The organism is Micropruina sp. (assembly GCF_047602385.1).
Taxonomy (GTDB): Bacteria; Actinomycetota; Actinomycetes; order Propionibacteriales; family Propionibacteriaceae; genus Micropruina.
The window spans coordinates 380,794-399,521 of the sequence record NZ_JASGHL010000001.1 but is presented as its reverse complement, the minus strand read 5'-3'; the positions used below and the strand labels follow the sequence as shown (position 1 = coordinate 399,521).

The 18,728-nt window shown below is 70.2% G+C and carries 11 protein-coding genes; 3 read left to right on the top strand and 8 right to left on the bottom strand.

Features of this window, described 5'->3' with window-relative positions; translation table 11 throughout:
- Positions 1 to 61: 61 nt before the first annotated feature.
- On the top strand, positions 62 to 2,665 hold the full coding sequence (locus QM711_RS01805; protein ID WP_415096006.1) for a YncE family protein: 2,604 nt from the start codon (positions 62 to 64) through the stop codon (positions 2,663 to 2,665).
- 136 nt (positions 2,666 to 2,801) lie between these two features.
- On the opposite strand, the gene QM711_RS01800 is transcribed toward QM711_RS01805, so the two are convergent.
- Complete coding sequence (locus QM711_RS01800) at positions 2,802 to 3,707, bottom strand: family 16 glycosylhydrolase (protein ID WP_415096005.1); 906 nt, start codon at positions 3,705 to 3,707, stop codon at positions 2,802 to 2,804.
- 226 nt (positions 3,708 to 3,933) lie between these two features.
- On the opposite strand from QM711_RS01800, the gene QM711_RS01795 reads away from it, so the two are divergent.
- Positions 3,934 to 6,192: a glycosyltransferase family 2 protein gene (locus QM711_RS01795; RefSeq protein WP_415096004.1), complete on the top strand. Its 2,259-nt coding sequence runs from the start codon at positions 3,934 to 3,936 to the stop codon at positions 6,190 to 6,192.
- Positions 6,189 to 7,214 carry a glycosyltransferase family 2 protein gene (locus tag QM711_RS01790; RefSeq protein WP_415096003.1) on the top strand — a complete coding sequence of 342 codons (1,026 nt, stop codon included), beginning with the start codon at positions 6,189 to 6,191 and terminating at the stop codon, positions 7,212 to 7,214. The genes QM711_RS01795 and QM711_RS01790 overlap by 4 nt, the downstream gene beginning before the upstream one ends.
- 30 nt (positions 7,215 to 7,244) lie before the next feature.
- Here the strand turns inward: QM711_RS01790 and QM711_RS01785 are convergent, their stop codons facing one another.
- The 7 genes from QM711_RS01785 to QM711_RS01755 all read right to left on the bottom strand — a co-directional run bounded on the left by QM711_RS01785 (position 7,245) and on the right by QM711_RS01755 (position 18,714).
- The gene (locus tag QM711_RS01785; protein WP_415096002.1) at positions 7,245 to 8,126 is read right to left on the bottom strand and encodes a glycosyltransferase family 2 protein; all 882 of its coding nucleotides are present in this window, start codon (positions 8,124 to 8,126) and stop codon (positions 7,245 to 7,247) included.
- A complete protein-coding gene (locus tag QM711_RS01780; RefSeq protein WP_415096001.1) occupies positions 8,123 to 9,400 on the bottom strand; it encodes a lipopolysaccharide biosynthesis protein in 1,278 nt (425 codons plus the stop codon). The genes QM711_RS01785 and QM711_RS01780 overlap by 4 nt, the downstream gene beginning before the upstream one ends.
- Positions 9,397 to 10,434 (bottom strand): SGNH/GDSL hydrolase family protein, encoded by a 1,038-nt coding sequence (locus QM711_RS01775; RefSeq protein ID WP_415096000.1) that lies wholly within the window; start codon positions 10,432 to 10,434, stop codon positions 9,397 to 9,399. Before QM711_RS01775 ends, QM711_RS01780 begins: the two co-directional genes overlap by 4 nt.
- Positions 10,431 to 11,675 (bottom strand): glycosyltransferase family 2 protein, encoded by a 1,245-nt coding sequence (locus QM711_RS01770; RefSeq protein ID WP_415095999.1) that lies wholly within the window; start codon positions 11,673 to 11,675, stop codon positions 10,431 to 10,433. The genes QM711_RS01775 and QM711_RS01770 overlap by 4 nt, the downstream gene beginning before the upstream one ends.
- The gene (locus QM711_RS01765) at positions 11,663 to 13,738 is read right to left on the bottom strand and encodes a hypothetical protein (RefSeq protein WP_415095998.1); all 2,076 of its coding nucleotides are present in this window, start codon (positions 13,736 to 13,738) and stop codon (positions 11,663 to 11,665) included. Before QM711_RS01765 ends, QM711_RS01770 begins: the two co-directional genes overlap by 13 nt.
- Positions 13,739 to 13,911: 173 nt before the next feature.
- The gene (locus QM711_RS01760; RefSeq protein ID WP_415095997.1) at positions 13,912 to 15,696 is read right to left on the bottom strand and encodes an ABC transporter ATP-binding protein; all 1,785 of its coding nucleotides are present in this window, start codon (positions 15,694 to 15,696) and stop codon (positions 13,912 to 13,914) included.
- Positions 15,697 to 15,864: 168 nt separating this feature from the next.
- A complete protein-coding gene (locus QM711_RS01755; protein WP_415095996.1) occupies positions 15,865 to 18,714 on the bottom strand; it encodes a UPF0182 family protein in 2,850 nt (949 codons plus the stop codon).
- Positions 18,715 to 18,728: the final 14 nt, after the last annotated feature.

The window sequence follows — 18,728 nt, the reverse complement described above, 5'->3', positions numbered from 1 at the left end:
CGCCTCGGCGTCCGCGGGAGGTTCGGACGGCGGACGAAGCCAACCAGCAGGAGGAGAAGCAGTGCGCACGGAAATCCAACGAACACCCGGGGACGGCCAGCGCCAGACCCTCGGCGTCCTGGGAGGTGTGGTCGCGCTCGGGCTGCTGATCGGCACCTTCGCCGCGGCCCCGCTCGCCCAGGCCGCCCCGGTCAGCGTCGGCAACCGGACGTTCGAGGTGCAGAGCGCCACGGTCGGCCAGGACCACTACCAGGCCGCCTACTCAGCCCGGAACAACGTCGTCTGGGTCACCGCCACCACCCACAACTGGGACGGTGGCTCGCCCCGCGCCGCGGTGTCCACGATCAGCAAGCTGAACCCGGCCACCATGCAGGTACTGAGCACGATCACTCCGCGCACCCTGAGCGCCGGCACGGCGACGGCGCGTCCGGAGGCCGCCTACGGGATCGCCGTGGACGACGAGAACAACCGGATCTGGACCAGCGCCACCCGTGAGGACGCCGTGGTCGTCTACGACCAGACCACCGGCGCCCGGGTCGCCACCATCGGCAACACCGGCCACAGCCGTGACATCGCCATCGACCCCTACCGCGACATCGCCTACGTGAGCGATCCCAACGGCGGGGCGATCACCAAGATCGACACCAACACGCTGCAGGTTGTTGAGACGATCAAAGGTCTGGGTACGGGTTTCTCGCCGATGTCGCTGGAGTTGGTGGCGGACGCGAACACCGCGCTGCTCTACACGGTCAATCTGAACAACGGCGCACTGCTCGAACTCGACTCGCTCAAGAAGAGCTTCCGCGTCGTCGCGAACACCGGCGGCGGCCGGGCGTCCGGGGTCGCGGTCGATCGCGCCCGGGGTCTGGCCTACGTGTCCAGCCAGGACACCGCCGACGTCCGCACGGTGAGCCTGACCACCGGTGCGATCGTCAACACGGTGAAGGGCTCGGCCGGACTGCTGAACTCGGCCGTCGACGCGACAGCCGGACTGGTCTACTCGACCGTGTTCTACGGCTCCAGCGTGCTGGTCACCGACGCCACCACCGGCGCGTCGATCGGCGAGATCCCGGTCGGCAGTTCGCCCAACCACGTGATCGTGGCCGGCGGCTCCGCTTGGGCCGTTGACCGCGGCGCCGGCGGCTCGAAGGTGTGGAAGATCACCCCGAACGGCACCGGTGAACCCAACCCGACACCCACCCCGACGCCGACTACCACCACGCCGGCCGGTGCCACCGCGACGATCGAGGGCAACCCGACCGTGGGCGGCACCGTCACTCTGCGCGGCACGGGCTGGAAGACCCAGGACGGCAGCAGCGGCTCGCGGATCGCCGTCAAGCTCGATGACGGCCAGATCAAGAAGACTGACGGCACCGACGTCTGGCAGGTGATCGACGCCAACGCCGACGGCACCTTCACCGCGCAGGTCACCCTGCCGGACGGCAAGACGACCGGTGCCGGCGGATCGACTCCCGCCTACACCACCGGCGCGCATTGGCTGCGTCTGCTGACCGGCTCGCTGAAGACCGGTGACCAACCGCGTAGCCAGAAGGTCGAGTTCACCGTCGGCACGCCGTCCACCCCGACACCAACCCCCACCACCCCGACACCAACCCCCACCACCCCGACACCAACCCCCACCACCCCGACACCAACCCCCACCACCCCGACGCCGACGCCAACCACCCCGACACCAACCCCCACCACCCCGACGCCCACGCCGACACCCACCACTCCGACGCCCACACCGACCATCCCGGGCGGAGCATCGGTGAGCGTGAAGGGCGATCCGACCGTGGGCGGGAAGATCACCCTCGTCGGCAAGGGCTGGACGACCGAGGACGGCAAGAGCGGCTCGATCATCGGGATCAAGCTCGATGACGGCGCGACCACGAAGACCGACGGCACCGATGTCTGGCAGGTCATCGAGGCGAAGGCGGACGGCACGTTCTCAGCCACCGTCGTCCTGCCGAACGGCAGCACCACCGGCAGCTACGGGTCGAAACCGGCCTACCAGCCGGGCGCGCATTCGTTGCGGCTGCTCACCGGGGTGCTGAAGACCGGTGATGTCCGGCGCAGCGTGAAGGTCGATCTCACCGTGGGCAAGGCACTGCCCAAACCCAAGGCGAAGACGGCGCCAAGCATCTCCGGCAAGGCCAAGGGCACCGAGGTGCTCACCGCGAAGCCGGGCAGCTGGAAGAACGCCGGCAAGGCGACCTTCGCCTACCAGTGGTACCGCGACGGCAAGCGGGTTCCGGGTGCGACCGCCCGGACCTACCGGCTGAGCGGCGCGGACGCCGGGGCGGCACTCCGGGTACGGGTCGAGGCAACCACCTCCAAGGGTGCCTGGGGAGTCGCGTACTCGCGGACGAAGCAGGTCGACCGGGCGCACACCCGGCTGACGGTGGTCTCGGTGCGGCCTCAGGGCGACAAGCCGGCCCGGATCCGGGTGGAGATCGGCACCAAGGCATGGATCCAGCCCGACGGCGGCCGGTTGACGATCAGCGCCAGTGGCAAGTCGACCACGGTGAAGGCGTCCGGCTTCTACGTCTCGGCAGATCTGCCGTGGCTGCGTCCGGGGACGGCCCACAAGGTCACGATCCGGTTCAGCGGGGACAGCGCACTACAGGGTTCGACGACCAGCTTCACCATCAAGGTGGGCTGACCGCCGTAGTAGTCGAATCAACGGGGTGGCGGCGTCATTGACGCCGCCACCCTTTGCGTTTGCTTCTCGATGGTTGAGCGTGTCGAAACCCGTTGTCAGAGAGGTCTCGACAAGCTCGACCAACGAGGATGTCCGCTCAAGGACGGCGACCCGTCGGGACCGCGGGCGTCGCGTAGCCCTCGGTCGACCGCCGCCCGGTGCTGCCCGTCGAACGCGTCCAGTAGCGGACGTAGTCCACCTGCATGGTGGCCGGCAGCTGCGCCGAGCCGTCCGGCGTCCCCGGATAGGCCCCGCCCATCGCCATATTGAGGATCAGGTAGTAGCGCCGGTCGGGGACGTCGAACGGCCAGCGTCCGCCGGCCGGCATCCCCTTCGGAGTGACCGTGTGGACCAGGACGCCGTCGTGGTAGAAGTCCAGGCGTTGCGGGCCGATCAGGACGCCGAAACGGTGCCACTCGCCGTCGTTCACCGCACCGGTCGAGTGCCACTTGTACTGCTGCCAATGCACCGGTCCGCCGTGGATATTGCTGGAGTAGCCCCAGGTGCCGTTGACGGTCTCCATCACGTCGATCTCACCGCCGTCCGGCCAGGGCTCGCCCTGGGAACGCAGCCAGAAGGCCGGCCACAGCCCGGACGCCGGCCGGACCGGCAACTTCAGCCGCGCCTCGACGTACCCGTAGCCCACCGTCACCCGGTCTCGGCTGACCAGTCGCGCCGAGGTGTAGCCGGCGCCCGAACCGGTCCGGCTACGTGCGACGATCCGCAGGATTCCGTCACTGCCGATGGCCGAGTTGGCTCGCGAGTCGGTGTACTCCTGCAGTTCCCTATTTCCCCAGCCCGTCGCGCCCAGGTCGAAACCCCAGTGCGTCGGGTTGGGTGCACCAGCCGAGCTCGGTTCGAACTCGTCGCGCCAGGTCAGCGTCCCGCACTCGGGTCCGATCGGGCATTCGCTGCCTGCCGGGATCAGCCGCCCACTCGCCGAAGGCGCCTTGGCGGCGTCGGCCACGTTGCAGAGCAACACCGATCCGACGGCGGTCGCCACCGCAGCCGCGACTATCCGTCGTCGGCGAGACTTCTTCGCAGCCCTTGTCAACGCGCAGTTTCCGGATCGAGAGGGGCAGTTCGACAAGAACCGGATCGAGACGATTGATCGATCTGGGCGAGGTCGATGAGACCGGTCACCAGGGCGTGCATGGATGCCTCCAGGAAGGACGTTCGGGGGGTGGTCGAGCGTTGGCAATCAGCATACTTAGGTTAGTCTTACCTAAATGAATCAGCCCATTCGGGAGCGGTCAGCCATCGCTGTCGTGATCTGTGCCTACGACGAAGGCCGATGGCCGAGCCTCGAGCAGGCGGCCTCCGCCACTCTCGGGCAGTTCGAGGCTGACGACGAGCTGGTGGTGGTGATCGATCACAATCCCGACCTGCTCGCGAAGGCCCGAGATTCCTGGGCGGCCCTCCGGCAGGTGCAGGTGGTGCCGAACGCCGGCGGCCGCGGACTATCGGGGGGACGCAACACCGGCATCGAAGTGAGTTCGGCACCGGTGATCGCCTTCCTCGACGACGATGCCGTGCCCCGCGCCGGCTGGCTGGACGCGCTGGGCGCCCGCTTCGCCGATGGTCGAGTGGCCGCGGTGGGCGGTGCCGTCGAGCCGCGCTGGGCGGCAGGCGGTCCCCCGGTCTGGCTACCGGACGAGTTCGGCTGGGTGGTGGGCTGCGATTATCGCGGCCTGCCCGGCGACGGCGCGCCGATCCGCAACCCGATCGGTGCCAGCATGGCGGTCACCCGCGACGCCTTCGACGCCGTCGGTGGCTTCTCCGAACGGCTGGGCCGCACCGGCGAACTGCCCACCGGCTGCGAGGAGACCGAGTTGGGCATCCGGATCCGGACCGGCCTGCCCGGACGCCTCATCCTTCGGGACACCACCGCGATCGTCGACCACCTGGTCCCGGCCGCGCGGGGCACACTGCGGTACTTCGTCCGGCGGTGCTGGAACGAGGGCCGCTCCAAGGCGGCACTCAGCGCTCTGGTGGGTAGCGGTCCAGCGCTGGCCAGCGAGCGGGGGCACGCGCTGCGGCTGCTCACCGAAGCGCCCGCGCGCTACCTGCGGCAGGCCGTCGCCGGTGATCGAGGAGGGCTGGCCCGGGCATTGTGCTGCGCGCTCGGCCTGGCTGTCACGGCCGCCGGGTACGCGTCCAGCCGGCTACAAGGAGTCGCCAGGGTGACCGGTGAGGACGCCGCGGACAGCGATACACAGGACTCGGTGGCGTCCGAATTCGAGGCGATACCTGTTGTCGATGTCGAACTGACTAGCCCTGATGGGTTGATGTCTCAACCTGCAGTTGAGGTTCAGGCCCTGGTCCTCAACCGTGGTTGGCCACTCGGTCAGGTGCGGCTGCGCGTCGATTCGTCTCTTTGGTCGGGTGCCGACTGGCGCACAGCGCTCGCGACCGCCGACCCGACCCTGATCACGTCCGCTGATGAGTGTTCGGCTTCGCTCGCTCCCCCATCGGCTCCTGCCGAGACGGTGAGTGTCATTGTCTGCACGCTGGGCCGGAACCCGTTGCTCACCGACACGGTGCGGGCGGTGCTCGGCCAACGCGGCGCGATGGACGAACTGCTGGTGGTCGACAACGATCCCGGATCGGGCCGGGTCGCCAGCCTGCTCTCCGGAACCGACGACGCCCGGCTGCGGGTCGTGGACGAGCCGCGGCGTGGCGCGTCCAACGCTCGGAACACCGGCGCTCGCCACGCGACCGGGGCACTGCTGGCCTTCACCGACGACGATGCGGTTCCCGATCCAGGCTGGACGCTGCAACTGACCGCAGCCCTGACCGCTCATCCGGGAATCGGCTGCGCCACCGGACTGGTGGTGCCGGCCGGCTTCGAGTCAGCCGAGCAACTCCGGTTCGAGGAGTACGGCGGGTTCGCCAAGGGCTACACCACCACGCATTGGGACCCCGCCGACGATCCCGCCCTGGCTGACGCGCTTACCGCGCTCGCCCGGTCTTCCGGTTCGCCCACCGACGCGACAGCCGGACGCCGTGGCGCCGCCTTTCCCTACACCGCCGGCGAGTTCGGCTCAGGGGTGGTGGCACTGCGCGCCAGCACGTTCGCGCAGCTGTACGGCTTCGACCCCGCACTCGGCCCGGGCACGCTCACCCATGCCGGTGAGGACCTCGACCTGTGCCGCCGCGTCTACCTGTCCGGCGCGGCCGTCGTCTATCACCCGGCCGCGATCGTCCGGCACCATCACCGAGCCGGTGATGCCCAGCTGCGTGAACAGATCTTCGGGTACGGGGTCGGGTTGACAGCCGCACTGGCCAAGCTGCTGCTCACCCAACCACGGCACCTGGCCGGCTTCGCCGCCCGTATTCCGGCGGCTGCTCGCATGCTGTTCGCGTCCGACTCGAAGAAGAACGCCGCGCTGCCGCCCGATTTCCCGGCCGACCTGCTGCGGGCTGAGCGGGTCGGCATGCTGCTCGGGCCGCTGCGCTATCTCCGGTCGCGATGGACGAGCCGATGAGCGTCACCATCGGCGTCGTCGTCCCGGTCTACCGCGTCGAACGCTACGTCGCCGGCTGCATCGCGTCGATCGGCGCGCAGACGCTCGCCCCCGACCGGGTGATCCTGGTCGACGACCGCGGCGGGGACGCCTCGATGCAGCGCGCCCTGGCCGCCGCCAAGGCTGCCGGGCTGCCGGTCGAGACACTCACCCAGCCGGAGAACCGAGGCCTCTCGGCGGCTCGCAATGCCGGCCTGGCCAGGCTGGACACCGACCTGGTCTGGTTCTGCGACTCCGACGACACGGTCGAGCCGGAGTTCCTGCAGGCGATGCGGGACGCACTGCTGGCCGCCGATGCGCAGCTGGCGATGTGCCGGACGGCCCGCGTCGATGAAGCGGGAGCGACCCTCAGCATCGACGAGGACGCCTTCGACCGAGCCACGATGAGCGGTGCCGAACTGGCCCGACGACTGCTGCTCAGCGAAGCTCGAGGGTATGCCTGCAACAAGCTGTTCCGCCGCGAATTGCTCGGCGACGCACCGTTCCCCGAGGGCCACGTCTACGAGGACGTAGCACCGATGCTACGGATCGCCCTCGCTACCGAGCGGGTGGCGCTGGTGGACGCCCCGCTGTACCGCTACCTGATCAACGAGAACGTCCATCTCCCGATGCTTCGGTCCGCACACCCGCGACCTCTTCGTTCAGGACGGCCATGTCGAGCGGCTGCTGGCGGATGCCGGCGTCTTCGAGGGCGCCGAGGCGGAGGCTTGGCGCTGGGCGCACCTCCGCTTCCGCTACGACGGGGTGATCTTCCCGGCGGCCAACATGGCGCTGCGGGCCAGGCTGGCCGGCGACAAGGCACCGGACGTGGCGGATGTCGTATCCGCGGCGCGTGCCCTGATCCAATGGTCGGCACTCCCCCGGCTGTGGCGAGGCGGCGCGCGTCGGCAGGCGATCGCCGCCGCCGTCCTGACCGTCAATCCGTGGCTGTACGCCCAGATCCTGCGTTGGCGCTGACCGTGCCAGACACACCTGACGGCTGACCCAATCGGCCGCCTACCAGATGCCGGCTCTCAGCCGCGCACCAGAGCCCGCAGACGTTCGCGCCCGACAATCAGCGCCTGAGCTACACCCGCGAGACGATCACCGCGCCAGCCCAGCAGCAGCAGTTCCGGAAGCCGGCCGACGGCGTAACCAAGCGTCGCCCGCCACCCACCAGGGGTTGGGTACAGCAGCCGTCCCAGTCGCTCAGTCGACATCACCAGACCCAGGCCGGCAAGGTTCTCGGCGCAGATGCGCAGGTGCGTCTCCCGCTGCGGACCGGCCTCGACGTGACTGACCTGGCCGGGATGGACCCGGTACCTCAAACCCGGCTCGGCCAGGTTCTCCAGGGTCCCCACCGCCGCCAGTTCGCTGAAGAGTTTGAAGTCCTCCGCATGCGGGTAATCCGTTCGATACCGGACGCCGCAGGCACGCAAGGCGCTCGCCCGCAGCATTGCCGCGGGGTGGGCGATCGGCGAGCCGAACACCAGATGGGCGCGACAGTCCTGATCGCGGCGCGGCGTCCGGACCAGGCCTTCGGACGCGCCGAAGAGTTCGTAGTCGGTGCCGCAGGCCACCAGTCGCGAATCGCGCCGGAACCGCGCCACCTGGCGGGTCAGCCGTCCCGGCAGCATCTCGTCGTCGGAGTCCAGCCGCGCGATCAGGTCTCCGCGGGCCTCGTCCAGGCCGCGGTTGAGCGCACCGATCAGGCCGGTGCGCTCCAGCCGCAGCACCCGTAGCCGCGGATCGTCACAGTTCGCCAGCACCGCCGGGGTGGCGTCGGTTGACCCGTCGTCGACCACCAGCACCTCGAAGTCGTCGAAGTCCTGCGCGAACACGCTGGCCAGGGCGTCGCCGAGATGCTCGGCCCCGTTGTGCACGGGGATCAGCACGGTGACAGCCGGGGAGCTCACGTCAGTTTCCGGATCAGCCGCCAGGCCGGAACCAGCAGGATCACCGTGGTCACCGCCTCGATCACCAGGTAGCTGTAGCCGATCGCGTCCAGGCCGAACCTGTCGATGGTCAGCGCCGTTCCAGTCACGGCCACCACCGCGGTGAGCACCTGCATCGCCATCGCCAGCCGCAGTCGGCGCGCCACTCGGGCGACTCCGGCGTACAGCATGCCGACCAGCGACAGCGGCAGGCTCAGCGCCATCAGCCGCACCAGCGACTCGGTCTCGACGGCGTACCGCTCCCCCAGCAGGCCGAGCAGCAGCGGGGCGCCGAACCACAGGAACACCGCCCCGGCCACCGCCAGCGCAACCAGGATGGCCGCGAACCGGGCGGTCAGGCGGCGCACATCGGCGCCGGGCGTGGAGGCCTGCGCGATGTACGGGCCGACCACCGTGCCGAGCAGCAGCGCCAGCGCCGAGAACAGCGTCCAGGCCATCGTGAAGCAGGCGTTCAGTTCTGGCCCCAGCCGGTCCACCACGATCAGCGGAATGACCAGCGGCGCGAGTGCGGCGACCACCATGATCCCGACGCTGCTGCCGAAGAACGACCAGAGTTCGCGCCGGGGCGGCAGCACCGGCTCAAGCGTCTGCACCGGCTCGCTGCCGCACACCCGACGGACGAACGGCAGATAGAGAAGCACCAGAACAGCGGCCGGCACCGCCCAGGCCAGCACCAGCGACTCGCCGCCGACCATCGCCAGCACCACCGCCGCGGCGACCAAGGCAAGCTTGACCACGGCGTGGACGATGTTCTTGCCGGCCGCCCAGCGCGCCCGGCGCAGCCCGACCAGGGTGTTGTCGAGCAGCGCGAACTGGGCGAGGGTGAGCACCAGGAACGGGAAGCCGACCCACTCCCAGTCGTGCACGAACAGCCGCCGGGACGGCCCCAACAGCAGAAATACCGAACCCAGCAGCAGTGCCAGCCCGGCCGTCGCCAGCCCTCCGCGCACCAGGTAGTGCCGGGTGTCGCGTCCGGTCACCGGCAGGAACCGCTCGTACATGCCGCCCAGGCTCAGGTTCGACACGGTGGCCAGTGCGGTGGCCGCCGAGACGATCGCGGACGCCCGGCCGACCTCAGCGATCGGGAAGCCGCGGGCGGCGATCGTCCAGTAAGCCAGCCCGAGCAGTGCGGTGATCGCGGTGGACGCCGTCAGCGCCAGTGCGTCCAGCTCGAGAGTGGCGCGACTCAGCAGCACCCGCCAGGCCGGCGGCGCCGCGGTGGTCGGCGCGCTCATCCTGCGGCCTTCGCGATCGCCGGCCCGGCAACCCCGGCGATGAAGGCATGCCCGGCATCGGTCAGGTGAATCCGGTCGGTCGCGTACAGCTGCGGGGCGGCGGACGCCCCCGGCATCAGGTCGGCCAGGTCGCTGACCGGCACCCCCAGTTCGGCGGCGTAGTCGCGGGTGACCTGCTGGAAGCGCAGCCATTCCCGCGCCGGGCTGCTGTCCGGGACCGGCTGGGTGCCCAGCACCCAGCTGGCGGACGGCACCGCCGCGGCGACCTGGTCGTGCAGCCGGCGCAGGTGGGCGCCGAACCGATCCCGGTCCCCGCTTTGCCAGAAGTCGTTGCCGCCCAGCGACAGCACGATCACGTCCGGGCGGATCTGACTCAGCAGCGGCAACAACCCCGGCCGCTCCAGCCAGCCCAACCAGTCGCCGGTGGTGCTGCCCGACCAGGACAGGTTGTAGATGTCGGTGCCGCCGCTGCCGGTCCGGGCGAGCACGCCGACCACCACCCCGTCGCCGCGCACGGTCAGGGTCTCGGCCAGGCCGTCCACCTCGAAGCTGTGCAGTCCGCCGTCCGGGCTGGTGAAGCCGACCTGTCGCTCGCCGGTGGACGCCGTGAACAACTCACCGGCACGCTCGGCGAACACCTGGACGACGGCTCGATCGAACCCGTCGACCGGCCAGCTGACCGCACCGCTGGCCACCGCCCCGGGAATGCCGACCTTCTCGGTCGCCGCCCAACTGCCGGGAGCCAGCTGGGCGGGGGCGAAGCCGAACATCTGTCCATGCACCGAGGCCGGCAGCCAGGTGCCGCCGTCGGACGGGCCCTCGCCGCGGGCGGTGCGCCGGTCAGCCCCGACCAGGTGTGGCCAGGTCTTGGTCACTCCGGTGACCTGCCCCATCCCTTCCGCCAGCGAATCGGAGAGCACCACGATCTTCAGCGGTCGGGGCTGGCCCGGACGCGTCCAGGCCAGCAGAGCGGCGACCAGTGCCACGCCGAGCACGAGCGCCAGTACCAGTCGCGGCCGCCTGAGGGCGGTCATCGCGCCGCCCCGGCTCGGCGCAGCCCGCGCCGTGCTCGCAGGTAGGCGGCCGGGCCGATCAGGTACCCGCGCCGCTCGGCGCGGGTGGCGTCAGCCGGGAACTGCGCCGATTTGCCCTCGTTCTTGGCCGAGCGGGCGTCCAGCAGCAGCCGCAGGCCGCCGGGCAGCCGGCGCAGCACGCCCGCCGCGGTCGCCGGCGAACTGAAGAATCGCTTGGTGACCACTGCCGCCATGCCCACACCGTAGCCATGCAGTTGATCGACCAGGCCGTCGTGGTCGGACCGGTGATGGTGCCGGACCAGCGCCGCCGGCCAGTAGACCAGCGTGCCACCGGCGAGGTAGACGGACTGGAAGGCGTCCAGATCCTCACCGCCACGGGTCGGCGAGCCGGCGCCGAGCGCCTCGTCGAAGCCACCCCGGGCGCGCAGCCCCGCGACCCGGAAAGCCATGTTGTTGCCCGAACCGAAGCCGCCGTCGAACGGGAACGCCAGTCCTTCGAGGCCGGGCGCGGTGCCCAGGAGCGTGCCCGCGCCGTCGCGATGCCAATGCACCGCGGACAGACCCTTGTCAAAGCCGCCGGCCTCTTCGAAGAACAACTGCGCCCTGGTCGCCACTTCGGTCGGCAGCACCAGTCCGGTGACGCATTCCACGGCGGGATCGGCGTCGAAGACGCTCGCCAGGGCCGCGACCCAGTCGGCCGCCGGGACGGCGTCGTCGTCGGTGAACGCGACCACCTGGTGCCGGACGGCGGCGAGCCCAGCGTTGCGGGCCGCGGACAGTCCGCGCCTCGGCTCGTCGATCACCCGCAGCCGCGGATCGTCCAACCCGGCCAGCAGTGCCGGGACCCGCCCGGACGCCGGGTCGTTGTCGACCACGACCAGTTCGAGTTCGGCGTGAGTCTGCCCGAGCAGCGCCGCGACGGTGTCGACCAGCCGAGGTTCACGGCCCAGGGTGCACACCACCACGCTCACCGGCGTCCGAGCGGCACCCCCGGCGACGAAGCCGGACGGCGGCCGCACCGTGCTCGCCGTCACCGCGGCACGGACCAGTTCCTCGGCCTGCTCGGCGGAACCGGCCCGGACGTCGACCACCGCCCGCGGCCAGCCGTCGGCGGTGGCCAGCACGAGCAGCCGCCCCTCGGCGTTGGGGCGCAGGACCTCGGTGTCGACCGATTCGACCGCCCAGGTCCGGCAGCGGATCGGAACGAACGCGTCGCCGCCGGGCTCGGTCAGGGTCGCCATCTGGCCGCCTCCTGACCACGGGTCTGCACCGGCACGTAGCGGAACACGGTCACCCCGTCGGCATCCAGGACGACATCCCAGCCCGGCCGGTTGCGCAGGGTGTCGCGCAGGGCGTCCAGGGTGCCGAGCGGGGCGATGCCGCGATACGCCGCGTAGGCGTCCATCCGAGGGCCGTAGAGCGCGAACGTCGGAGCGCTGCGGTTCTCCAGGTGCGCCTCCAACGCCAGCAGGTAGTCGCCGGAGCGCAGTCCGTCGCCCTCGTTCTGCAGCGGACGGTCGTACTCCCAGTCGTCGGTGAGCCGCCAGGCGTACGCCTCGCTGGCCCGTACCGGCCAGAACGCCGACCCCGGACTCAGGTAGGCCCGTCCCGGCACCTGCCGTTCGAGCAGCGCCTGCGCCTGGTACTCGGCCCTGGTCACCGCGTAGTGGTAGAAGGTGGCGAAGTAGGCCTGCGCCGCCCCGCCGGCCAGGATCAGCAGCACCGCGCCTCCGGTCAGCCGGGCGCGCAGATCGCCGCCGACCGCGCGGGCCAGCCACGGCCCGATCAGCAGCGCACAGCCGGGGATCGAGTAGAGCATCACCCGCAGCAGCGCCTCGCCGCCGTAGCTCTGCGCAAACAGGATCGCGAACGGCGAGAAGGCGAGCACAGCGGTCACCAGGCCGGGCCCGCGACGCCACCGCGCCCAGCGCTGCCGACGCAGCCCGGTGACTGCCAGCACGGCCGCGAGCGCCCACAGGCCGAGGGTGGCGATCCGGTTGCTGATCCCGTGCACGGTCAGTGCCAGGCTGCCGAGGTCGGCGGCGGCGCCGGTCTGGGCATTGCGCAACACGTCCACGCCGGTGAACAGGCCGTAAGCCGCGGCGATCTGGAAGTTCGCCGCCAACTGACCCAGCGCGACCGCCGCCAAGATGGCCGCCAGCCGCCAGGACACCCGGCCGAACACCATCAGCACCGCGATCGCGCCGAGCAGCCAGAACGGGGTCAGCTGGTGGCTGACCACCAGCGCAGCAAACACCAGCACTGCCAGGGCGGCGGCGGACCGGCTGGTCCGCGCCCTGATCACCAGTGCCGCAGTGACGATGGCCAGCACGAAGCCGAGGGCCTGCGGTGAGAAGTAGTCCTGGGCAACCCAGTTCACCACCAGCGCCACCATGGACGCCGCCAGCGCGGCCGGAACCGGCAGCCGCAGCGCCCGGGCCAGCGCGTACATGGCGAACACCCCGGCGAACGTCACCGCCAGGGTGAACCAGGACGCGATCGCGAACGGTGACACGCCGCTGGCCACGCTGACCCAGCCGATCGCGGCGAAGAAGCCTGGCCAACCCTGATAGATGTCCAGGCCGCGGTGCAACGCGCCGGTGCTGGTGATCAGGTCGATCACGCCAAGGTGCTTGTAGGCCCAGTCCACGGACGGGGCGTCCAGGGTGAGCGGCGCGGTGCCGCGCTGGATCACAGCGGTGAGCATCAGCATCGTCCACAGCAGTCCGGTGTGCCGCAGCCGCAGGGCGCACAGGAACCCGATGACGGCGAGCAGCAGCGCGGCGGCGAAGACCGGGCTGCCGGCCAGCGGCCCGAAGGTGGCCGAGCGGCCGGCGGCGACGCCGGGCAGCGAGACCAGCCACAGCACCAGCGCGGCCGCGCCGATACCGAGAGTGATCCGCGGCCAGCGTCCGGACGGCAGTGCGAGCCTCGGCAGGGACGGCCGGGTGAGCGCCATCGCGGCATAACCGGTGGCCAGTCCGGCGGCGATCGCCGTCACCAGGCGAGGCGGCCAGAGTCCGATCCAGAGCGAGACCGTGGCCAGCAGTACCGTCACCGAGGCGCTCAGCGCCGGCACCAGTCCGGCCCGCGGCAATCGGGTGGACGGCACCAGCCGGACCAACAACAGGCCGGGCACGAGCGCCCAGAACGCGATCGCCGCCCCGCCCAGGGTGGGGATCGCCTGTCCGGCCAGCGTCGCGGCGGAGATCAGCAGCGTGGTCCAACTGCTCCACGCGCCTGACCGCGGCGGCACCGAAGTGCCGCCGCGGGCAGGGCGCAGCGCAAGAGAGGTCAAAGTCATGGGAACCTTTACTTAGGTGAGGCTAACCTACCTCGGATGATTGCAACGGTTGGCATCGGTCCAGCGCCCGGACTGCCGGCCAAACCCTCCCTAACTACCTGCCCTCCCACATGAGGGAGGGCACAGGTAGTTAGGCAGGGGGCTGCGGGTCGGCGCGCGGCGCAGCAGGACCCTCAGTCGGACCAGGCAACCGCACCGGTCTGGACGGCCCACAGCGCGGCGTAGTTGCCGCCGGCGGCGACCAGTTCGTCGTGGGTCCCCGACTCGACCACGCGTCCCGCGTCCAGCACCCAGATCCGGTGTGCGTGCCGGACGGTCGAGAGCCGGTGGGCCACCACGAGTGCCGTCCGGTTCCTGGTGGCTTCGCCCAGCGAGCGCTGGATGGCCGCCTCTGTCTCGTTGTCCACCGCACTGGTCGCCTCGTCGAGGACTAGGACGGCCGGGTCGCGCAGCAGCGCCCGAGCCAGCGCCAGCCGCTGCCGTTGTCCCCCCGACAAGGTGATTCCTCGCTCCCCCACCCAGCTGTCCAGGCCGTCCGGCAGCGCATCGATGAAGTCGACCGCGGCGGCTGCCTCGGCGGCGGCGCGGATCGCGTCGCGGCCGGCGTCCGGACGTCCATAGGCGATGTTGTCGGCGATCGTGCCCGAGAACAGGTAGACGTCCTGGGCGACGTAGCCCATCGACCCGCGCAGCGAATCCCAGTCGAGATCGCGGACGTCGGTGCCGTCCAGTAGCACGGCACCGGACCGCGGGTCGTCGAAGCGCAGCACCAGCCGCAGCAGCGACGACTTGCCGGCGCCGGTGGAACCGACGATGGCGTGGGTCTCCCCGGCCGGCACCACCAGGTCGATGCCGTGCAGCACGTCCGGACCGTCGGCGTAGCCGGCCCGGACGCCGGACAGCTCGATCCGGCCGCGGACCGGCTGCGGCAACGAACCGCGTCCGGCCGGCACGGTGATCGGGACGTCGAGCAGCGCCAGGATGCGGCTCGCCGAGGCGCGGCCGCGCTGGTACAGGTCGAGCACCTCGGCCACTTCGGTCAGCGGCCACAGCAGCCGCTGGGTCATGAACACCAGCACCGAATAGACGCCCACCTCGAGCTGGCCGTTCAGCGTCGCCCAGCCGCCGAGCAGCAGGGTGCAGGTGAAGCCGGCCAGGATGGCCATCCGGACCAGCGGGACGAACGCCGCCGACGAGCGGATCGCCGCCACGTTCGCCTGCCGGTAGGCGCTGGAGACCTCGGCAACCCGGTTCCGCTCGCGGTCCTCGGCGGTGAACGCCTTGATCGTGGTGATCCCGGCCAGGTTGGCGGCCAGCACTCCGGACAGGTCGGCGACCGCCGTCCGGACCCGGTCGTACAGCGGCTCGAGGCGGCGCTGGAACAGCAGCGAGCCCACCACGATCACCGGGATCGGCAGGAAGGCGAGCAGCAGCAGCTGCCAGGACGCCGCGGCGAAGACGGCGCCGACCAGCACCACGTTGAGCGCGGTCTGCAGCATCGCCGGCGCCCCGACGTCGAGGAACCGTTCCAGCTGATTGACGTCGTCGTTGAGGGTGGCCAGCGTCGCGCCCTGCGGCCGTGACTCATGCCACCCGACATCGAGATGCTGGACGTGGTCGTAGGCTTCGACCCGGAGTTCGTGCTCGACGCCCTGGGCTAGTCCGCGCCACAGCACATTCGCGATGTACTCCGAGACGGATTCGATCACCCAGACCACCGCGTTGATCACCGCCAGCCAGGCGAGCTGCTCGACCCTGGATTCGACCCCGAGCACGGCGCCGACGAAGGACGCCTGGCCGCGCACCACGACGTCCACCGCCGCACCGATCAGCAGCTCGGGAAAGACGTCGGCGACCTTGTTGACCGTGGACGCGATCACCGCCCCGACGAAACGCGGCCGGAACCGGCGTTGACGGTCCCACAACGCCCTCAGTGGCGTGTCAGCGGTGCGATTCATCGGCGTCCCCTCGGTCGAGCAGCCCACCAACTTACCGACCCACCCGAACCCGCCGGCCGGCCGTCCGCCGCTCCGCCCGGCCGGCAAGGGCCCTCCCTAACTACCTGCGCCCTCCCGCAGGTGGGAGGGCACAGGTAGTTAGGGAGGGGTTTGCCAGCGGGCCGAGCCTCAGCGACCCATCAGCTTCAACGCTTCGGCCAGTGCCGCCTTCGCCTCGTTCACCTTCGCCTGGTAGGTCGCCAGATCGCCCTTGCGCAGCGCGGCGTCCGCGGCGACGAAGGCCTGCTGGGCCTTCTCCAGTTGAGCGGCCGCGGCCGGGTTGTTCGGCTGGGCCGTCCCGGATGGAGTGGCGGACGGGGAGGCTGTCCCGGACGGGGTCGGCGACGGCGTGCCGGTGGGCCTCTCACCGGTGTCGGCGCCGGCACTCCCGGCGAACACCTCGTCCAGCGCCTGCTGGAGGGTGTTGCCGATCCCGACGTGGGCACCGAACCGGACCACCACGAACGCCAGCGCCGGATACGACCCGGTGTTGCCCTGGCGCATGGTGTAGATCGGTGCCACGTACAGCAGCCCGTTGCCCATCGGCAGCGTCAGCAGGTTGCCGTAGGTAGCCGAGGCCGCACCCTGGTTGAGGAACGGCCGCAGCCTCTCGGCCACCTTCGGGTCGGTGTTGATCGCGTTGAAGGTCTGCCCCGGGCCGTCGATCTGGTGGGTGTCGGACATCCGCAGCACCCGCAGCTTGCCGTAGTCGGGGCTGGTCGCCTCGGCGACCACCGACAGGTAGCTGGCCAGGTTCGAGCGCCCCTTCGGGACGAACACCGTGGTCTGGCTGAACACCGGACTCTTGTCCTTCGGCCACTTGATGCTCAGGTAGTACGGCGGTTCCTTGGCGTCGGTGTTGGCCTTGACCGGATCGTTGGGCACCTGCCACAGGTCGGACTGGGCGTACCAGGTGTACGGATTGGTCATGTGGTAGCGGCCGAGGATCTCGCGCTGCACCTTGAACAGGTCCTCCGGGTAGCGCAGATGGTTGAGCAGGTCGGGGGTGATCGCGCTCTTCGGCTGCACGGTTCCGGGGAACGCCCGGGCATAGGCCTGCAGGATCGGGTCGGCCTCGTCCCAGGCGTACAGCGTCACCGAGCCGTCGTAGGCGTCCACCACGGCCTTGACCGAGTTGCGGATGTAGTTGATGTTCGCGTCCACCTGGGCGCCGACCGCGCGGGACTGGGTGTCCGCCGCCGAGTTGCGCAGGTTAACCAACTGGCTGTTGGGGTAGCTGCTCGAGGTGGTGTAGGCGTCGACGATCCACACCGTCCGGCCGTCGACCACGGCCGGGTAGATGTTGGAATCGACGGTCAGCCAGGGGGCGACCTCCTGCACCCGCTCCTTGGGCGTCCGGTTGTACAGGATTCGGGACTGACTGTTCACCCGGTCCGACAACAACAGGTTGACGTCCATGAACTTGGACGCGTACAGCGCCCGGGTGAACGGGTCGCCGATCGGCACCCCACCCTTGCCGGCGTACACGTTCGAGCGGCCGTTCGGGGTGTCCAACTCGATCGGGTCCTGGCCTTGCTCGCGACCGACGATCGCGTACTGGGTGGACTGTTCGCCGAAGTAGATCCGCGATTCGTGGTCGGGCAGCTTGCCCACCGGGGGAATATCGCGGACGATCCACTCCGGCTGGCCATCGGTCTGGCGACGGTTGCCGTAGGCGATCACCAGGCCGTAGCCGTGGGTGTACACGGTGTGGATGTTGTTCCAGTTCTGGTCGGGCAGGCCGCTGAGGTTCATCTCCCGGGCCGCCACCACGACGTCGGTTTCCTTGCCGTCGATCATGTAGCGGTCGACGTCCAGCGCCTCGGGGAAGGTGTAGTAGCCGCGCACCTGCTGCAGCTGCTCGTAGGTCGGCCCGATCACCGCCGGGTCCATCAGCCGGATGCCGGGCAGCGCTTCGGCGTCGGCCTTCAGCTGGCCGGCCTGGACCTGGGTGACCGCCTCGTAGTCGGTCAACTCGGTGTCGTCGATCCCGAAGGCCTGCCGGGTCATGTCGATGTGCCGTTGCATGTACGGGTTCTCTTTGTCCGGCTGGTTCGGCGCGACGACGAACGACTGCACCACCGCCGGGTAGATCAGGGTGAGGATCAGCCCCGAGACCACCATCAGCACCAGTGCGGCCGCCGGGTAGATGCCCCGCTTGAGGATCGGGTTGGCGAAGAACAGGCCGGCCACCAGGAACGAGATCACCGCCATCACCAGCTTGGCGCCGATCCGGGAGTGGTCGTCGGTGTAGTGGATGCCGGTGAACAGGGTGCCCTGGCTGAGCAGCATCGCGTACCGGTCGAGCAAGCTCTGCAATCCGTACAGCACCAGCAGGACGCCGGCCAGGATGGACAGGTGGACGCGGGCCGCCTGGCTCAGCTGGGGGCGTCCGGTGGCCCGCACCGCCCGCAGTCCACCGGTGGCGAAATGCACCACGACCGCGCCAATCAGGCTGAACACCAGCGAGGTCATCAGGAAGGAAAGGAAGCTCTGCCAGATCGGCAGCTCGAAGACATAGAACTTGTAGTCGAGGCCGAAGGTCGGGTCGACCTGCCCGAACGGGACGGCGTTGATCCAGGCCAGCACCGGCAGCGTCTCACCGACCGCCGACATGCCGGCCAGCACGCCGAGCGCCAGGGCCGGGATCGCCACGGCGAATTTGCCGTTGTGCTCCAGCATCCGCCGGTAGGCCTCCAGGACGGCGCTCTCGCCGCCACTGCGGGCCGGCGGGGCCAGCCGGATCGCCAGCCACATATTGCCGCCGACCAGCACCGCCATCAGCGCCCCGATGCCGGCGAACAGGACCAGCCGGGTGAGGAGTTCGGTGGAGAACACCTGCCCGAACCCGATCGAGTCGAACCAGAGCTTGTCGGTCCAGACCTGAGTGAAGACGGCGAACACGATCAGCAGCACGGCGGCGATGCCGAAGGTCAGCAGCAGCGGGGATCGTCGGTGGACACTTGCAGGCAGGCTCACGCGGGGTCTCCTTG